The organism is Elizabethkingia bruuniana (assembly GCF_002024805.1).
Taxonomy (GTDB): Bacteria; Bacteroidota; Bacteroidia; order Flavobacteriales; family Weeksellaceae; genus Elizabethkingia; species Elizabethkingia bruuniana.
Map to the genome: position 1 here is coordinate 2373129 of NZ_CP014337.1, position 15178 is coordinate 2388306.

The window sequence follows — 15178 nt, forward strand, 5'->3', positions numbered from 1 at the left end:
AATCTAAAGTTTGCAGAAGCTTCAGACCTTCTTCTGGTTTATGTAATTAATAAAATGTGACGGAGATACATCTGTTATATTTTTAAAAATTGTTGCAAACTTACTGTGCGAAGAAAAGCCGGCTTCATCTGCAAGCACACTTATCTTGTATTGTCTGTATATGGGATCTGTCGTTAGTTTTTCTATGATATAATCAACTCTGAGTTCATTGATATAGCTTGTGAAATCTTTTTGCCTGTGTTTTTTAATGATATAAGAAAGATATTTTGTATTGGTTTCCATATAAGAGGCTACATAGGATAGTGAAGCATTTTTATCTTTATAAAGCTGCTGTTTTTCAAACTTGTGCAAAGCTTCCAGCAAAGCACTCTCCGTTTCCGGAGGCATCATCTGTGTGCTTTTTTCTTTTGCAGCGCTATGTTCTGGTGCAGATGAATTTAAAGATGCATAAGATTCTTTTTGCCTTTTTTTATGCTGATCCAGAATATACTGCATTCTGACCAATTGCTGCTTTTGTCTCCTCCGGTAGAATGTAAAAATTAATATCCCGCACAAAATACCTAAACCAACCATAAGGATAGCAATATTTCTCAGAGAGCCGGTTTCTTTTGTTTTAATATTATTATTTTCTAACTGAACATAAGCATTATTGATAAAAGCATCTGTTTTTTTGGAAATTTTCTCTTCTACAACATCTTTTTTATCATTTATTTTACGAAGGTTCTCAATATCCTGTACTTTGCTGTAATACTCTTGGGTTCTTTTATAAACTTCTTTTTTCAGCTGCAGATATTCTGATTTATCTGCTATTTTCACAGCTTTATCCAGATACTCCTTAGCTTTATCCAATTCATCTGTCTTCATATATACCTCGGCAATTCCGGAATAAACAATTCCGGTAAGATAATTTTCCGGTCCGTCTTTCAGTAACGTTAAGGCTTCATTATAATATTTGAGGGAACGCCCTGTATCCCCTAGATTATAATAACACAAGCCTAAAAGTTGCTTATTACCAGCTGTCATAAAATCTTTATTCTGACTGATGTTATCAAAATACTTTTGAGAAGATTCTATATTTTCGATAGCCTTTTGGTATTTCTGAACTGCTATATTATAATAAGCCAATTCCTGCGACACAAGACCTTTGGCACTACTAGCTGCTTCTTTATTTTCTATTTTTCCGGCATACTCCAATGCTTTTTCCGAATAAGTTCTGGATTTATTGAACAGGCCCAAAAGACGATACTGAGTGGAAAGAAAACCCAAAACCCGTGTATTCCAAGATGCATCACTTGTCTGTTCTATAATTTTTTCTGCTTTCAAGGCATAATCTACGGATCTTTTAAGATCATGAGTCTGTTGATATAAAGTAGCAGAAAGCATAAGGCTCTTTGTCTGTAACAAAGGGGTTTGTGATATATTAAAGAGAGAGTCTGAAACAGCCAAGGCTTTTTTGAAATCTTTCTGAGAAGTTTCAAGATATGTTTTTACATATATTTTATTAAAAGCTTCAGCATCCTGGCCTTTCACTATTAGCGTAAGAAACAGACCAAGAAAGCAAATTTTTATCTTCAACATAAAGTATTTTTAACCTAACGAGTTTGTACAACTTTAGCAAGATTAACTTATGATCTCAGATTTTGCTCAGCAATCCATCTTAATTTCCCTAAAAGAAAATTACAATATACATTTATCTGTACACAATAGTCAATTCAGACTGCAAATGTATACAAACAATGTATTTATAACAAAAACATATTGAATAAAAATAACTTACACCTGTTATTTAAATAAATATAAGTGTAAAAAAGCACATGCTTATATTAAAAAAATATAAAATATAATACCTTGGTATACCAAATAAAAATAGCAATAAGATTTTATAAATGAGGTTATTACCATAAGTTATAGCTTGTATACCCTATAAAATCACAGGTTAAAAAAATACCCTTCGGAATTCCGAAGGGTATCATTTCACAAATTAAATTTTAGTGGATGTGTTTTTCTGCATGATAAGAAGAACGCACCAATGGAGAGCTTTCCACATGTCTGAAGCCTAGGCTTCTCGCAAAAGCTCCATATTCATCGAACTCTTCCGGTGTAATAAATCTTTTTACCGGTAAGTGTTTCTTAGTAGGTTGTAAGTATTGCCCTAGTGTAATAACATCAACATTTGCATTTCTGATATCTTCAATAGTCTGGAATACTTCATCTTTTTCTTCACCCAATCCCAGCATTACTCCGGTTTTGGTACGACGCTGTCCTGCCTCTTTCATATATCTAAGTACTTCCAGACTTCTTTCATATTTTGCCTGAATACGCACCTCACGGGTAAGCCTTTTCACGGTTTCCATATTATGGGAAATTACCTCCGGAGCTACCTCTATAAGCCTGTCAATATGTTTTGTTATTCCCTGGAAATCCGGAATTAATGTTTCCATTGTTGTTCCCGGAGATATTCTTCGTACTGCATTTACTGTTTCTGCCCACAGGATAGATCCCATATCTTTCAGGTCATCTCTGTCTACAGAAGTTAATACAGCATGTTTGATTTTCATTAACTTGATGGAACGGGCTACTTTTTCAGGTTCATCCCAGTTAACATCTAGCGGCTTTCCGGTTTTCACCCCGCAAAATCCACAGCTTCTGGTACAGATATTCCCCAGAATCATAAAAGTTGCTGTTCCTTCTCCCCAACATTCCCCCATATTAGGGCAACTTCCACTCTGACAAATTGTATTTAGTTTGTACTTATCTACAAGTGTTCTTAACTCGCGGTAATTTTTCCCTGTTGGTAGCTTTACCCTAATCCATTTAGGTTTTTGAGTTGTAGTATCGTTAGTTAATGTCTCGTTACTCATTGTATAACTCGTTATTTTTTAATAATTCTGCCAATACCTTTTTCGCCCGCATAATTCTGACTTTAGTATTAGCAACTGAGAGATTCAGCTCTTCAGCAATTTCTTTTATACTCTTTTCTTCAAAGAATCTAAGTCTGATAATATCCTGATAATTTGCATCCATAGAGGCAACAATTTGTAGGATCTCATCATTTTCTTCTTCAGAAATCAATAGTTCTTCCGGTGATTTTACAAAAACATTTTTCACTTCTTCCAGATCTCCGGTTGCATCTTCTGCTTCACGGCTTTTCTTTCTCCAGTAATCGATCACAGTATTCTGGGCAATCGTCAGAATCCACGTTTTAAACTGAAAACTCGGATCGAATAAATCCAGCTTCGTTAAAACCTTGGAAAATACATTTACTGTAATTTCATCTGCAAGGATATCATCCTGAACTTTCTTCATTATAAAAGAAAAAACATCCACCCAGAACATATTGATCAATTGGGTTTGTGCCTTCTGATCTTTACTTTGTGCTTTCCGGATAAGATGGATTAAGGATTCCTCGTTCAAAACTTTTTTCTAAAAAACAATACAAAGATACTGAAGAGTTTGCTGAAAAAAAAGTCAGTATTTTTCGTTTTTCCATATCGCCATAAGTGATGATAACGATAGTCATCTGATTCTTTTATTTTTTTTCTTTAATTTAACACAGAATAACAGCCTGAAAAAACAGCTGTAATACAAATTAAGAACAACCATAGTATGAAAAAAACTTTAAGTATATTTTTAATCTGCGCTATAACAATAGGCATTTCCGCACAGAGAAAAACCACAAAAAAACAACCTAAAAAATCTTCCGGAAAAGCTACAATGGTGGATATTGCAGGAGTTACTGATACTGCTTCTGATAAATCTGAAGCCGATACTTTAAAACTAAAAGCAGGCAAAGCTTATGTTTTATTAATAGATGTTGCTCCCAATATGAAGGGGGTATCAGTAGGAGGTGACGATCAGGAGAAGAATGAACTGATAAAGAATTTCAGTAAAAACACTCCGGAAATTATTCAGTTATACAGCTATACCTATGTACTTGCTGAAAATGGGCAATATATTGATCTTACGGGTGATGGCAATACTTATCAGGCCGTTGCCTACTGGAGTGGAAAGATGAATGACAATATTGTAGCAAGGGAGGGAAAAAAAATGGCGACAGAATTTGTTGCAACTCAGCTGGGACAGAAAAAAGAATCTTCCTATATCACGAACAGCAAAAAATATAAGGAGGAAGTTAAATCTTTACAGGGTAAAAATAATTTCACAAAAAAATCAGCAGAAGTAATGCAGTCATACTTACAACATCTCGCTGTACCCAAAATTTGCTTTATTGAAAATAAAATGCTTTTCAATAGGGACCAATCCAAAGTAAAAACAATTACCACCTATATTACAGGAGATAATGGCAAAAAGCAAAAATATCTGGTTACAGAGCTTAATGAATTAGGTCAGCCCATTACCATTACAGAATACAGATCTGATGAAAAAACTGTTCAGAAGTTCACCTATAAAGATGGTATTCTTACAAACATCCAGACACCTGTAAATACTACAAATATAAGCTATGATAATGACAGAATGATTACTTCCAGCGATTTGGGTGGAGGCATGGAAACTGAAATTTACCACCTGGAAAAAAATGAGCTATTACGTAAAAGCTATATTATAATGAAAGACGATAACAGTGATAATATGAATGCTGCTACTGATGAAAAAATAGAGAAATCTTGTACCAATTTCTATATAGACAATATTATACAAACGTCTAATTGCAGTGGTAATGCCAATGATTTTCCGTTTACCCATACCAGCACTGTTTATCAGGACGGAAAACTAATGCAGGAAACAAAATACAGAATTGAGAAAAAATCACCAGTAATATATGAAAGTCAATATACAAGAGACAATAATGTAAGAAAAGCGACATATCACCTGAACGATAAAGGATTATTGGAGTCTTATCAGAGGTACGATAATAACAGGAAAAACACGGTTTGGTTAGAATATACTTACTTCCTTTAGTATACAAACTACAGCAATCTAAAGTTCCTGAAAAAATCAAATATTTTTATAAGCCTGTGCAAAAGCATTTTTGTACCTTTGCATCTTAAAATTTTTATATAATGAATGCTTTTATTGAAGAACTGAAATGGCGCGGGCTATGGGCTGACATGACGCCGGGGACTGAAGATCAACTCAACAAAGAGATGACTACAGCCTATATCGGTTTCGATCCAACAGCAGATTCGTTACACATTGGGAGCCTTATTCCGATTAAGATTTTGGCTCATTTTCAACGTCACGGCCACAAACCAATTGCTTTGGTAGGCGGTGCAACAGGAATGATAGGTGACCCATCCGGCAAGTCCGCAGAACGTAATCTGTTAGATGAGGAGACCCTATTGTATTACGTAGACTGTTTAAAAAATCAGCTGTCAAGATTTTTAGATTTTGAAGGTGACGGCCCTAACAGAGCTGAGCTGGTAAACAACTACGACTGGATGAAAAATGTTACTTTCCTTGATTTTGCAAAAAATATCGGAAAGCACATTACTGTAAACTACATGATGGCAAAAGACTCTGTGAAAAAACGTTTTTCGGGAGAAGATGGTGCCGATGGAATGAGCTTTACAGAGTTTACTTATCAGTTATTGCAAGGTTATGATTACCTGCATCTATATAAAGAGAAAGGTGTAAAACTACAAATGGGAGGTTCTGACCAGTGGGGAAATATCACCACAGGAACTGAGCTTATCCGTAGAAAAGCACAGGGTGAAGCTTTTGCACTTACCACTAAATTAATCACTAAAGCAGACGGATCCAAGTTTGGAAAATCTGAAAGCGGAGAAAATTACTGGTTGGATGCTAAAAGAACTTCTCCATACAGATTCTACCAATTCTGGTTAAATGCTACAGATGAAGATGGTGAAAGATTCATCAGGTTCTATACTTTCCTTGAAAAAGAAGAAATAGAAAAACTAATAGAAGAGCACAGAACAGCTCCGCATGAACGTAAACTTCAGAAGAAATTAGCTGAAGAAGTTACGGTATGGGTACATGGCCGCAATGAATATGAAAGAGCTCTTAAAGCTTCTGAAATATTATTTGGACGTTCTACTGCTGAGGACTTGGTTAGCCTTGATGAAGAACTATTCCTTCAGATTTTTGATGGTGTTCCACAAAAAGAAGTTGCAAAATCTGAAGTTATCGGAAGCAATATTGTAGATCTTATTTCAGATAAGTCAGGATTCCTTAAATCTAAAGGTGAAGCTAAAAGAGAACTTACCGGAAATGCTATTTCTGTAAATAAAGAGAAAGTGAATGATACTTTTGAAGTTTCAGAAAAAGATCTTATTGACGGAAAATTCCTTTTATTACAAAAAGGAAAGAAAAGTTACTTTATTGTAAAGACTGTATAATTTATAAATTATATTAATAACAATGAGCCATCTCTTTTGAGGTGGCTTTTTTATATAAAAATGTTTTTGTGGTATTATATCTTTTTTCTAATTTCACATTCATAACACTCAAAAAATATGATAAAATGAAAAAAATACTTCCTTTAATATCTTTATTATTCTTTGGGCTTATTATCAAGGCTCAATATGTAGAACCTGAAAAAGCAGACAAAGAAGCTGCCAAGAGAAAAGCTTCCGAAGTAATTACAATGCCTACTCAGAAATTTGATTCGCTACAAGCCAAAAGTATGCTTGCATTAGGAAAGGGAACAATTGTAGGTGAAGCTTTTACCAGACAAAAGAATGGATACGGAATGAAAATATTAGGAAAAGTAAAAGCCAATAAAATAAAAGTAATTCTGTTCCCTGTTACACCTTACTTTGAAGAATATTACAAGCTTTGGAGTGATAAAAGCAAGAATAACCCTAAGAAAAACAGGTACGTTTATATGGACAGAAATGCGATGAGATATCGTATAGAAGCTATTACCAATAGCGATGGAGAATTCACATTTCCCAATATGAAGCCCGGGAAATATTATCTTTACGGAAGTATGGATTATAGCCTGAATTACAACTATAATAAATATACAGGAAGTGGCTATGACAATTATGGCAGAATAGACTACTACTCCCCGAGTTCTTACAGTAAAGACTATAATGAATTTTTAGAAACTTTTGTTGAAGTAAAGGCTGATGGAGAGGTTGTAAAAGTAAAACTGAAATAAAAATAAAGAGGCTGCCTCTAAAAAAAGCAACCCCTTTCCACTTATTACTACTATTTACTTATCAAATTAAATATGCTGCAACAAAGCCTGATAATAGTTTTCGAATAATGCGGCATCCGAGTTTAAGAATAAATAAGGTTCTATAAGTTCTAACTCCATTAGCTGAAATGTATTATTTATAAGTACTCCATCTACACGGGCATAGAGTGTTTGTTGAGGAACTACTTTCAGATACTCTTCTGCCTGAGCTATATGTTTCGGATCCGCCTCAGGATAACTGATGCTTCCACCGTGATAATGCTGCACTCTGAAATCTCCCTGCTTTGGCTTTTTCAATGCACAATGACTGTACTTACCATTAAAAAACAGAAATGACCACTCTCCTTCTTTTATTTCATTTACAAAAGGCTGAACCATATAATCTTCTTCCGAAATCAAAGTATTTATTTCAGCTCTTTTATCGGAAATAGTCTCTTTACTTACTGTTATTGTATTCTTGGCTCCAGCACTTACACAAGGTTTTACAACAAGATTATCCGTATCAAACATTTCAAAAAACTCATCCCGGAATTCGTTTCCTTTAGAAATATACTCCGTCCGAATCACTGGAAGTCCTTTGCCATTAATATCTTTAAGATAATGTTTATTACTATTCCATTTAATAGTATCTACAGGGTTCAAAACTTTAATCTGCAACTTGTGAAGAGAATCCAGCCAATCCGAAAATTCAGTAACATGCTCATGATAATCCCATGGGGATTTTATAATAACTACATCATAATCTGTCCAATTTATATTGTTGTCATTCCATATGACTAAACTAATATCCAGTCCTTTTTCTTTCAGAAAATTCAATAAATCTGTATCTTCATCATTAGTTGTTCCCGTGGAAAACTTTTCCTGTAACTTATTACCTACAAATGCTAATTTCATAATTCAGTTTGTATTTGATAAAGCAAATTTAAGAGAGAGCAATCGATAAACACAGTACCAGTTTTACCATTTTAAATAGGTACAGTTTTAAAACACAAAAGCCTCCCTTTTCCGGGAGGCTCTGCTATTATTAAGTAATTAAATTTACTTCTTAATCAATCCTAACTCTACAAGTCTTTCATGTAAGAATTCTCCGGCAGTTGTATCAGGATACAATTTAGGATTGTTTTCGTCAATCGTTTTTTCTAATGCATTTAGTGGCATTTCGCTCACCGGGTGCATAAAGAAAGGAATAGAAAATCTGGAAGTACTCCATAATTCTCTTGGCGGATTAACAACTCTGTGAATTGTAGATTTCAGTTTGTTGTTGGTATGTCTGGATAACATATCTCCAACATTAATCATTAATTCATCCGGTTCAGCAATAGCATCAATCCAATCACCATTGTGATTCTGAACCTGAAGACCTTTCCCTTGTGCTCCCATAAGAAGTGTAATAAGGTTAATGTCTCCATGTGCAGCAGCACGTACCGCATCATCTGGTTCGTGAGTGATTGGCGGATAATGAATTGGTCTAAGGATTGAATTACCTTCTGCAATATACTTGTCAAAATAAAACTCGTCCAGTCCAAGGTGAAGAGCCAAAGCTCTCAATACATACTGTCCTGTTTTCTCCAACATTTGATAAGTTTCTTTTCCAACTTCGTTGAATTTAGGTAGCTCATCTACAATTACATTGTCTGGGTACTCAGTTGCATATTTGGAACCTTCCTGAAGGTATTGTCCAAAATGCCAAAATTCTTTAAGGTCTCCCTTTTTAAAACCTTTTGCCGTTTCTTTTCCAAAACCAACATAACCACGTTGTCCTCCAATTCCCTGGATTTCGTACTTCTGTTTAGTTTCTAGTGGCAGTTCGAAGAAATTTCTTACTTCTCCGTAGAGATTGTCTACCAGATTGTCGTCCAAAAAGTGTCCTTTAAGGGCAACAAATCCAATTTCTTCGTAAGCTTTTCCGATTTCATTTACAAATTTCTGTTTGCGTTCCGGGTTATCCGAAAGGAAATCACGCAGGTCTACACTTGGGATTTTATCCATTTTATATTTAGAAATTTTCGTGCTGTAAATTTACATTTTTTTAATATAAATGAAATAATTACTGAAGCAGTTATTGAAGTTATCATTTAATAAACTAAAATACCTTGTATATAAAGCACAGATGCAGCTTTTAGCTAAAAAACACGATCTTAACCTATCTTTAATCGAAATATTGCTTAACTTAATTATATTTGTGGTATGAACATAAATTATTTGGTGAGAAAACCTGAAGTTATCACTCCAAAAACACAACTTTTGGTTATGCTTCACGGTTATGGAAGTAATGAAGAAGACCTTTTTAGCTTTGTACCTACTCTGCCGGAAGACTGGTTAATCGTTAGCCTAAGAGCCCCTAAGGATTCACCTTACGGAGGTTATTCTTGGTACGATATAGATTTTTCTTCTGCAGACAGATTTATCGATATAGAAGAGGCCACTGATGCTATGAAAAGCATTCTGAACCTGATAAGAGATATAAAAGAGGAATATCAGCTTACTGAAAGAACTCATTTAATGGGATTCAGTCAGGGTGGTATTTTATCCTATTCTATGGCATTAACGTATCCTGAACTCTTTAATAAAATTGCGATACTTAGTGCTTATCCGGAGACTAAGATTCTTCAGAATATCAGCAAGGATAAAAAAGCATTTACAGAAATGCGTTTCTTTATTTCCCACGGAATGGAAGATGCTGTAATTCCTTTGGATATGGGGAGAGCGGCGGCAGATATGCTGTATGATCTCGGATGTTTTTTCTCATTCCGGGAATATGTAAGCGGGCACAATATCAATCAGAAAAACTACATGGACTTAATGGCGTTTCTTTCTTAAAATGAAAATTCGGGACATCTATCAAAATATTTCAACTCGGGAAATCCGTATGCAGTCAGGAATACATCCTGTCCCGAAAATTATTGCCTGTTTTTTCCTATTCTCTTCTTTCTGTGTAAAGGCTCAGAAAGATAGTATAAGCCTACAGATAAAGCTGGACGAAAACAGATATGTTGCACACATACAGCAGAAAATTGTCTATCAGAACAGACTTTCGCGTCCTGTAGATTCTATAAAATTATTATCGTGGGCAAACGCCTACCGAAACAGAAGAACACCATTAGGCAAGCGAAAATTGCAGGAAAGAAAAACTGCATTATACTTCAGTAACAAAGAAAAACTGGGGTATATAGAGAATCTGAGAGTAGATTTTTCGAAAGATGTGAAGTCTTATTCTGATGAAAGGGGTGAAAATATATATCTTGGATTAAAACAACCTCTTCCACAAAACGGAAAAATAACATTAAATCTGGAGTATGATATCCATATTCCTGCATCCGATTTTACAGGTTACGGTTATGGAGACAACCAGATGCTTCTGAAATATTTCTTCATTGTTCCGGATAGTTTTGAAGATTCTAAACTATCAGAAAAATCATATCTGGATTTGGATGAAAACCAAAATAACGGCAGCTATTGGAATATTAATTTTGAAAAAGGCCCATATATTATTCAGTCCAACCTGCATCAGAAAGACAGCTATACCTTTGAAGGCTCCCTGTATGAAGATCCGGAATTTATGGTTTCGCATACAGAAAATACCAAAATGGATTTTGATGTAGACAAGCAAAAAGTCACACTGGATTTAGGCTACACAATATCCTCGGAAGAGCAGGCAAACCTTGCTTTTTTGGTTCCTTTACAATTAAAATTCATTAAAGATAAAATCGGTTTTTTACCGGGTAAGATTTTTATTTCCGATCGGGCGAGAGACCGAAACGGATTTATTGGAAGTGATGATATAAAGTTCCGCAAATGGAAATTCAAATTATTTTCTGATCCTGAAAAATCCGATTTCAATTACTTTAGTGTCATCTCCCAGAATGTTGTTAATCAATCTTTCTTAGCTGACAAGAATACAGATCACTGGTTGTACAACGGATTAAGAACCTATCTGGAAATAGAATACCTGAATAAAAACTATAGTGATAAAAAACTAGCCGGAAATCTTCCAGATCAGATTAGATTATGGAAAATAAAACCTCTGAAATGGTTCGAAGTTTCAAAAATAAAATTGACAGATCGTTATGGGCTTGCTTATGATTATATTCTCAATCAGAATTTGGACCAAAGCATAAATACCCATTTACAAGATCTTAGTAAGTTTAATATAACGGCTGTAAGCAGCTTCGAAACCGGGCTTATATTCAGTATGCTGAATGATAAGACGCAAAGCTTCGATAGTTTTGTTCAGGAGTATTTAGCAAAAAACCGTAGTAAGAAAATTGACAGTAAGGACTTCATGACCCAGTTGGATTCTTATACTAATCATACGAGTGAATTTTTAGAAAAATTTGTTCAGCATAAAAACAGGGTAAACTTTAATCTCAGATCTTTTAAAAAGACAGACGACAATCAGCTGGAGTTAAGAGTATCTAAGAATACACCACTAAAAATCCCTTTCAAAGTAGAAGCTGAAGATTTTAACGGGAAAATAAAATCCTATTGGTTCAACACTACTGAAAGTATCGACAAACAGGTTTACAGAATACCAAATGACAGTACTAAAAAGATTTCTATAAATAACGATTACACCTTCCCTGAAGCCAACTTCAGAGATAACTATCTTTATACAAAAGGAATGTTTTCTAATATGAAAAAAATTAGATTCAAGTTATTTACTGACATTCCTAATCCGGAGTATAATGAAGTCTACGTTGCTCCGATATTATCATGGAATAACTATGACAAATTCCTTCTCGGAATGAAGTTTACAAACAAAAGTCTTATAGACCGTAAATTTGTATACTCGCTTGTTCCATATTACAGTACCGGGACCAGTCAGCTGACAGGTTCTGCGGGAGCTAGTTATCAATTTATGCCGGCAGATTCTTTCTTTAGAAGCTGGCTATTTGCAGCTAATGGCTCTTATTTCCATTACGATTATAACCTTCCGTATAAAAAGGTAAACCTTCTTACCAGCATCAATTTTGCAAAAGATCCAAGAAGCCAGGTAAGCCGAAACTTAGGGTTCTCTTACAGCTACTTCGAAAGAACACTTTCTCCTGCTCTGATTGCAAAAAATGATTATGATAAGTATAACTTGTGGAATATCTCTTATTCATATTCTGACAACAAAGCTATTCATGAAAATTACCTGATGACTAATCTTCAATGGATGGAAGACTTCCAGAAGCTATCTGCTGAATATTATTACCGTTGGGAATATGCTAAAGATAAAAAAGTAATGCTAAGGGCTTTCGGAGGTTTGTTTATAGAGAACAAAACCCGAAATAACCTTTTCAACTTTGGTCTTTCCAGAGTTTCTAACTATTCATTTAGCTATGGTCTTTTGGGCCAGTCAGCTACGGACGGGGTACTTTCTCAGCAGTTTATTCTTGCAGAAGGCGGATTTAAATCCGATTTTAAAAACTTTGTGAACAGTTGGGTTGTTTCCACCAATGTGGATGCCCACTTATGGAAAATGTTCAACGTTTATGCAGATGCTGGCTTGTACAAAAACAAAGGCCAGAACATGAAGTTTATCTGGGATAGTGGTATCAAACTAAAAGTAATTCCTGATTTTCTGGAAATTTATTTCCCGGTTCAGTCTTCTCTGGGATTCGAACCTGCATTCAAAGGATACGGAAGCCGAATCCGATACATGCTGAATCTTAATCTGGGGGCCGTGATTGGATACTTCAGAAGAGGAGTGTTCTAAATTTAGAAATTAGAATTCAGAAAATTGGAACCCGAAAAGTTTCAAAGTATTTATAAACACCAAAAAACAAATAAGATTTTTCTGATGAAGTATTTAAACAGAAAAGTATTAATTACATTACTTTCAATTTTTTCATATTCTTATATCAGTGCTCAGCAAGGGCAAAACATTATAAAAAACAAAATAGATTCGTTGCTTGACACTGAAACTATCAAGCCCTTTAATGGTGTTATTCTGGTTTCTCTAAACGGAAAAAATCTGTATTTAAATACAAAAGGGTATTCTAATCTGAAATACAAAACGCCTTTAAAAACAGATGACCAGTTTATTAGTGGATCTATAGGCAAACAGTTTACTTCTGCTTTAGTATTACAAGCCTATGAAAATAATTTGTTGGCTATGGATGTTCCCATTCGAAAATATCTGCCAGAATTATCACAATCCTGGAAAGATACGATCACAATAAAACTGCTTCTAAATCATACCAGCGGTATAGAAGCTTTGGATAAGCCTACATTATTTGTACCGGGAACTCAGTTCGACTACTCCCACTCTACTGTTACTTATGATCTTCTGGCTAAGATACTGGAGAAGCTATATCATAAATCTTTTGCAGAAATCACAGCTGCGTTATTCCAAAAGTGCGGAATGAAAGACACCTATCATCCGGATATCAAAAAGTACACGAAACTAACAACTCCTTATACTGAAAATAAAAACGGACAATTAGATATTGAAACAAATAGCTTCATGTATTCTCATGCTCCTGCAGGAGGAAGCTTTATAACAACAGCATTAGACTTGGGTAAGTGGAATCAGCTTTATTTTGAAGGGAAATTACTTAAAAAGAAAACAATGGAACAATTGTTTACCAAGCAAAAGAATTCGGTAAGAAACCATCCTGTTTTTGGATTAACAGAATATGGACTGGGAATTACTATTGATACCAGTGACAATCTTCTAATGGCTGGCCAAACCGGATTTGTTCCCGGATTTGTTACAGAGAATTATTACTTCCCGAAAAACCATGTTGGCGTTACTGTTCTGAGTAATGTTGACTATAATTCCGGAGGATTTAAAGAAAGCTTCCGGTATCATACAGCAATTTTAAACATTGTACGGAAGTATCTGCAACACAAAAAATAAAGATTACTTTATCTCAAAAGCTTTATGAAGAGTTTCTTCTATATTTTTAGTATGTATTCCTGGAACAAAATCTTCCCTCGGCGTTCCATTCACATGATACAACCTTTCTGTAGGGAATTGATATCCAATCTTAGTTTCAGTCATCTGAAAGCCCGATATTGCACCTATTAATCCTGCCATTTTTGTCCCAATTACTTTAGCTCGTTTCATTCCGTCAAAGCCAATAGCCAGGCCCTCTCCCATACTTCCGGTCCAGTGTCCTACTAAAATATAAAGTTTTCCTTTGTAAGTTTTGCCTCTCGGTACAACGTATTCTACCCAATGTCTTTTAGTTTGATATCTTACCTCATCAAATTCGTGCACCTGATATGGAAGCATCTTATCTGTAAACCTTCCCATAATAGCTCTTGCAACAGTTGTATTTCCGCCACTCGGGGTTTCTGTTAAATCAATTATTACGTTTTTGTAATTCAATAATGAATCGAGCGCTTTATCAAAGGTTGATATTAAATTATTATCTCCTAATGAGTTGTTTACTTTTAAATATGCTGTTTTTTTATTTAATATTTTGCTTTCTAAAAGTTGTTTATTACCAGACAGTGTAATGAAATTATCAGGATAAAAGTTTACAGATTTACCCTTCTCAGCTATAGCAATTTCTCTTTTCACATTATGGGTACCTGCAAAAAGCATATCCAATGCATATTGATACATTGCGGGTGTATACTGATCTGTATACTTGGGAAGGAATTGTTTTAGCTGGTCTTCTATATTCTTTCCATTAAATAAGCTTACTTCCATTCCTGCTTTTAATCCGGATTTCTCTGCACCGTAGCCTTTTCTCACATCAGCAATAATATATTTATCCTGTTCTTTTTCAACGTATATATCTTGTCCGGAAGGAACCAGCCTATTTGAAATATCAAGATTAGTATTCAGAGACGAATGACCATTGTGAAGTTCATTAAGAATCTTTTCCAGCAACTGAACAAATGCATAAGTATTATTGATTTCCGCCACTTTCGGACTGTAAATTTCTTTTACCTTCTGCCAATTAATTTGTTGTTCATCCAGATAAGCATATTTCTGATCTATATCATTCCAAAATTCGTTAAAATCTTTCTGATACTTAGTTTGTGACCATATTGTATTTAAAGAAAATAAAAATCCAAAAAGTAAAATTTGTTTAATCATTCTATACTATTATA

At 34.6% G+C, this 15178-nt stretch carries 12 protein-coding genes; 6 read left to right on the forward strand and 6 right to left on the reverse strand.

The window, feature by feature from the left end; genetic code table 11:
• Positions 1-21 precede the first annotated feature (21 nt).
• The 3 genes from AYC65_RS11070 to AYC65_RS11080 all read right to left on the reverse strand — a co-directional run bounded on the left by AYC65_RS11070 (position 22) and on the right by AYC65_RS11080 (position 3414).
• Positions 22-1578, reverse strand: coding sequence for an AraC family transcriptional regulator (locus tag AYC65_RS11070; RefSeq protein ID WP_034871044.1), 1557 nt, complete (start codon positions 1576-1578; stop codon positions 22-24).
• Between the two features lie 410 nt (positions 1579-1988).
• Positions 1989-2861, reverse strand: coding sequence for a lipoyl synthase (gene lipA, locus AYC65_RS11075; protein WP_009085387.1), 873 nt, complete (start codon positions 2859-2861; stop codon positions 1989-1991).
• A complete protein-coding gene (locus tag AYC65_RS11080; protein ID WP_034871045.1) occupies positions 2854-3414 on the reverse strand; it encodes an RNA polymerase sigma factor in 561 nt (186 codons plus the stop codon). Before AYC65_RS11080 ends, lipA begins: the two co-directional genes overlap by 8 nt.
• Positions 3415-3606: 192 nt before the next feature.
• On the opposite strand from AYC65_RS11080, the gene AYC65_RS11085 reads away from it, so the two are divergent.
• From AYC65_RS11085 to AYC65_RS11095, 3 genes are all read left to right on the forward strand, one after another.
• Entirely contained in the window at positions 3607-4920 is a 1314-nt protein-coding gene (locus AYC65_RS11085) for a hypothetical protein (protein WP_034871046.1), read from the forward strand.
• A gap of 101 nt (positions 4921-5021) precedes the next feature.
• Positions 5022-6317: a tyrosine--tRNA ligase gene (tyrS, locus tag AYC65_RS11090; RefSeq protein WP_034871047.1), complete on the forward strand. Its 1296-nt coding sequence runs from the start codon at positions 5022-5024 to the stop codon at positions 6315-6317.
• Between the two features lie 125 nt (positions 6318-6442).
• Positions 6443-7084: a peptidase associated/transthyretin-like domain-containing protein gene (locus AYC65_RS11095; RefSeq protein ID WP_034871153.1), complete on the forward strand. Its 642-nt coding sequence runs from the start codon at positions 6443-6445 to the stop codon at positions 7082-7084.
• Positions 7085-7150: 66 nt separating this feature from the next.
• Here AYC65_RS11095 and AYC65_RS11100 read toward each other — a convergent pair whose 3' ends face one another.
• Together AYC65_RS11100 and AYC65_RS11105 are read right to left on the reverse strand one after the other, a co-directional pair.
• Positions 7151-8017 carry an ATP-grasp domain-containing protein gene (locus AYC65_RS11100; protein ID WP_034871048.1) on the reverse strand — a complete coding sequence of 289 codons (867 nt, stop codon included), beginning with the start codon at positions 8015-8017 and terminating at the stop codon, positions 7151-7153.
• 144 nt (positions 8018-8161) lie between these two features.
• Positions 8162-9112 (reverse strand): isopenicillin N synthase family dioxygenase, encoded by a 951-nt coding sequence (locus AYC65_RS11105; protein WP_034871049.1) that lies wholly within the window; start codon positions 9110-9112, stop codon positions 8162-8164.
• Positions 9113-9310: 198 nt separating this feature from the next.
• Here AYC65_RS11105 and AYC65_RS11110 point away from each other — a divergent pair, with 198 nt between their 5' ends.
• The 3 genes from AYC65_RS11110 to AYC65_RS11120 all read left to right on the forward strand — a co-directional run bounded on the left by AYC65_RS11110 (position 9311) and on the right by AYC65_RS11120 (position 13970).
• Entirely contained in the window at positions 9311-9943 is a 633-nt protein-coding gene (locus AYC65_RS11110; RefSeq protein WP_021346471.1) for an alpha/beta hydrolase, read from the forward strand.
• Position 9944: 1 nt separating this feature from the next.
• Positions 9945-12824, forward strand: coding sequence for a gluzincin family metallopeptidase (locus AYC65_RS11115; protein ID WP_052114769.1), 2880 nt, complete (start codon positions 9945-9947; stop codon positions 12822-12824).
• 84 nt (positions 12825-12908) lie between these two features.
• Positions 12909-13970, forward strand: a complete 1062-nt coding sequence (locus AYC65_RS11120) for a serine hydrolase domain-containing protein (RefSeq protein WP_034871155.1) — start codon at positions 12909-12911, stop codon at positions 13968-13970.
• A 3-nt stretch (positions 13971-13973) separates the two neighbouring features.
• On the opposite strand, the gene AYC65_RS11125 is transcribed toward AYC65_RS11120, so the two are convergent.
• Positions 13974-15164 carry a S41 family peptidase gene (locus tag AYC65_RS11125; RefSeq protein ID WP_034871050.1) on the reverse strand — a complete coding sequence of 397 codons (1191 nt, stop codon included), beginning with the start codon at positions 15162-15164 and terminating at the stop codon, positions 13974-13976.
• Positions 15165-15178 lie beyond the last annotated feature (14 nt).

What these genes read in the sequence shown, in the direction of transcription:
- lipA (WP_009085387.1), bottom strand. Translation starts at nt 2,861, where the DNA reads ATGAGTAACGAGACATTAACTAACGATACTACAACTCAAAAACCTAAA.
- AYC65_RS11120 (WP_034871155.1), top strand. Translation starts at nt 12,909, where the DNA reads ATGAAGTATTTAAACAGAAAAGTATTAATTACATTACTTTCAATTTTT.
- AYC65_RS11100 (WP_034871048.1), bottom strand. Translation starts at nt 8,017, where the DNA reads ATGAAATTAGCATTTGTAGGTAATAAGTTACAGGAAAAGTTTTCCACG.
- AYC65_RS11125 (WP_034871050.1), bottom strand. Translation starts at nt 15,164, where the DNA reads ATGATTAAACAAATTTTACTTTTTGGATTTTTATTTTCTTTAAATACA.
- AYC65_RS11110 (WP_021346471.1), top strand. Translation starts at nt 9,311, where the DNA reads ATGAACATAAATTATTTGGTGAGAAAACCTGAAGTTATCACTCCAAAA.
- tyrS (WP_034871047.1), top strand. Translation starts at nt 5,022, where the DNA reads ATGAATGCTTTTATTGAAGAACTGAAATGGCGCGGGCTATGGGCTGAC.
- AYC65_RS11085 (WP_034871046.1), top strand. Translation starts at nt 3,607, where the DNA reads ATGAAAAAAACTTTAAGTATATTTTTAATCTGCGCTATAACAATAGGC.
- AYC65_RS11115 (WP_052114769.1), top strand. Translation starts at nt 9,945, where the DNA reads ATGAAAATTCGGGACATCTATCAAAATATTTCAACTCGGGAAATCCGT.
- AYC65_RS11105 (WP_034871049.1), bottom strand. Translation starts at nt 9,112, where the DNA reads ATGGATAAAATCCCAAGTGTAGACCTGCGTGATTTCCTTTCGGATAAC.
- AYC65_RS11095 (WP_034871153.1), top strand. Translation starts at nt 6,443, where the DNA reads ATGAAAAAAATACTTCCTTTAATATCTTTATTATTCTTTGGGCTTATT.
- AYC65_RS11070 (WP_034871044.1), bottom strand. Translation starts at nt 1,578, where the DNA reads ATGTTGAAGATAAAAATTTGCTTTCTTGGTCTGTTTCTTACGCTAATA.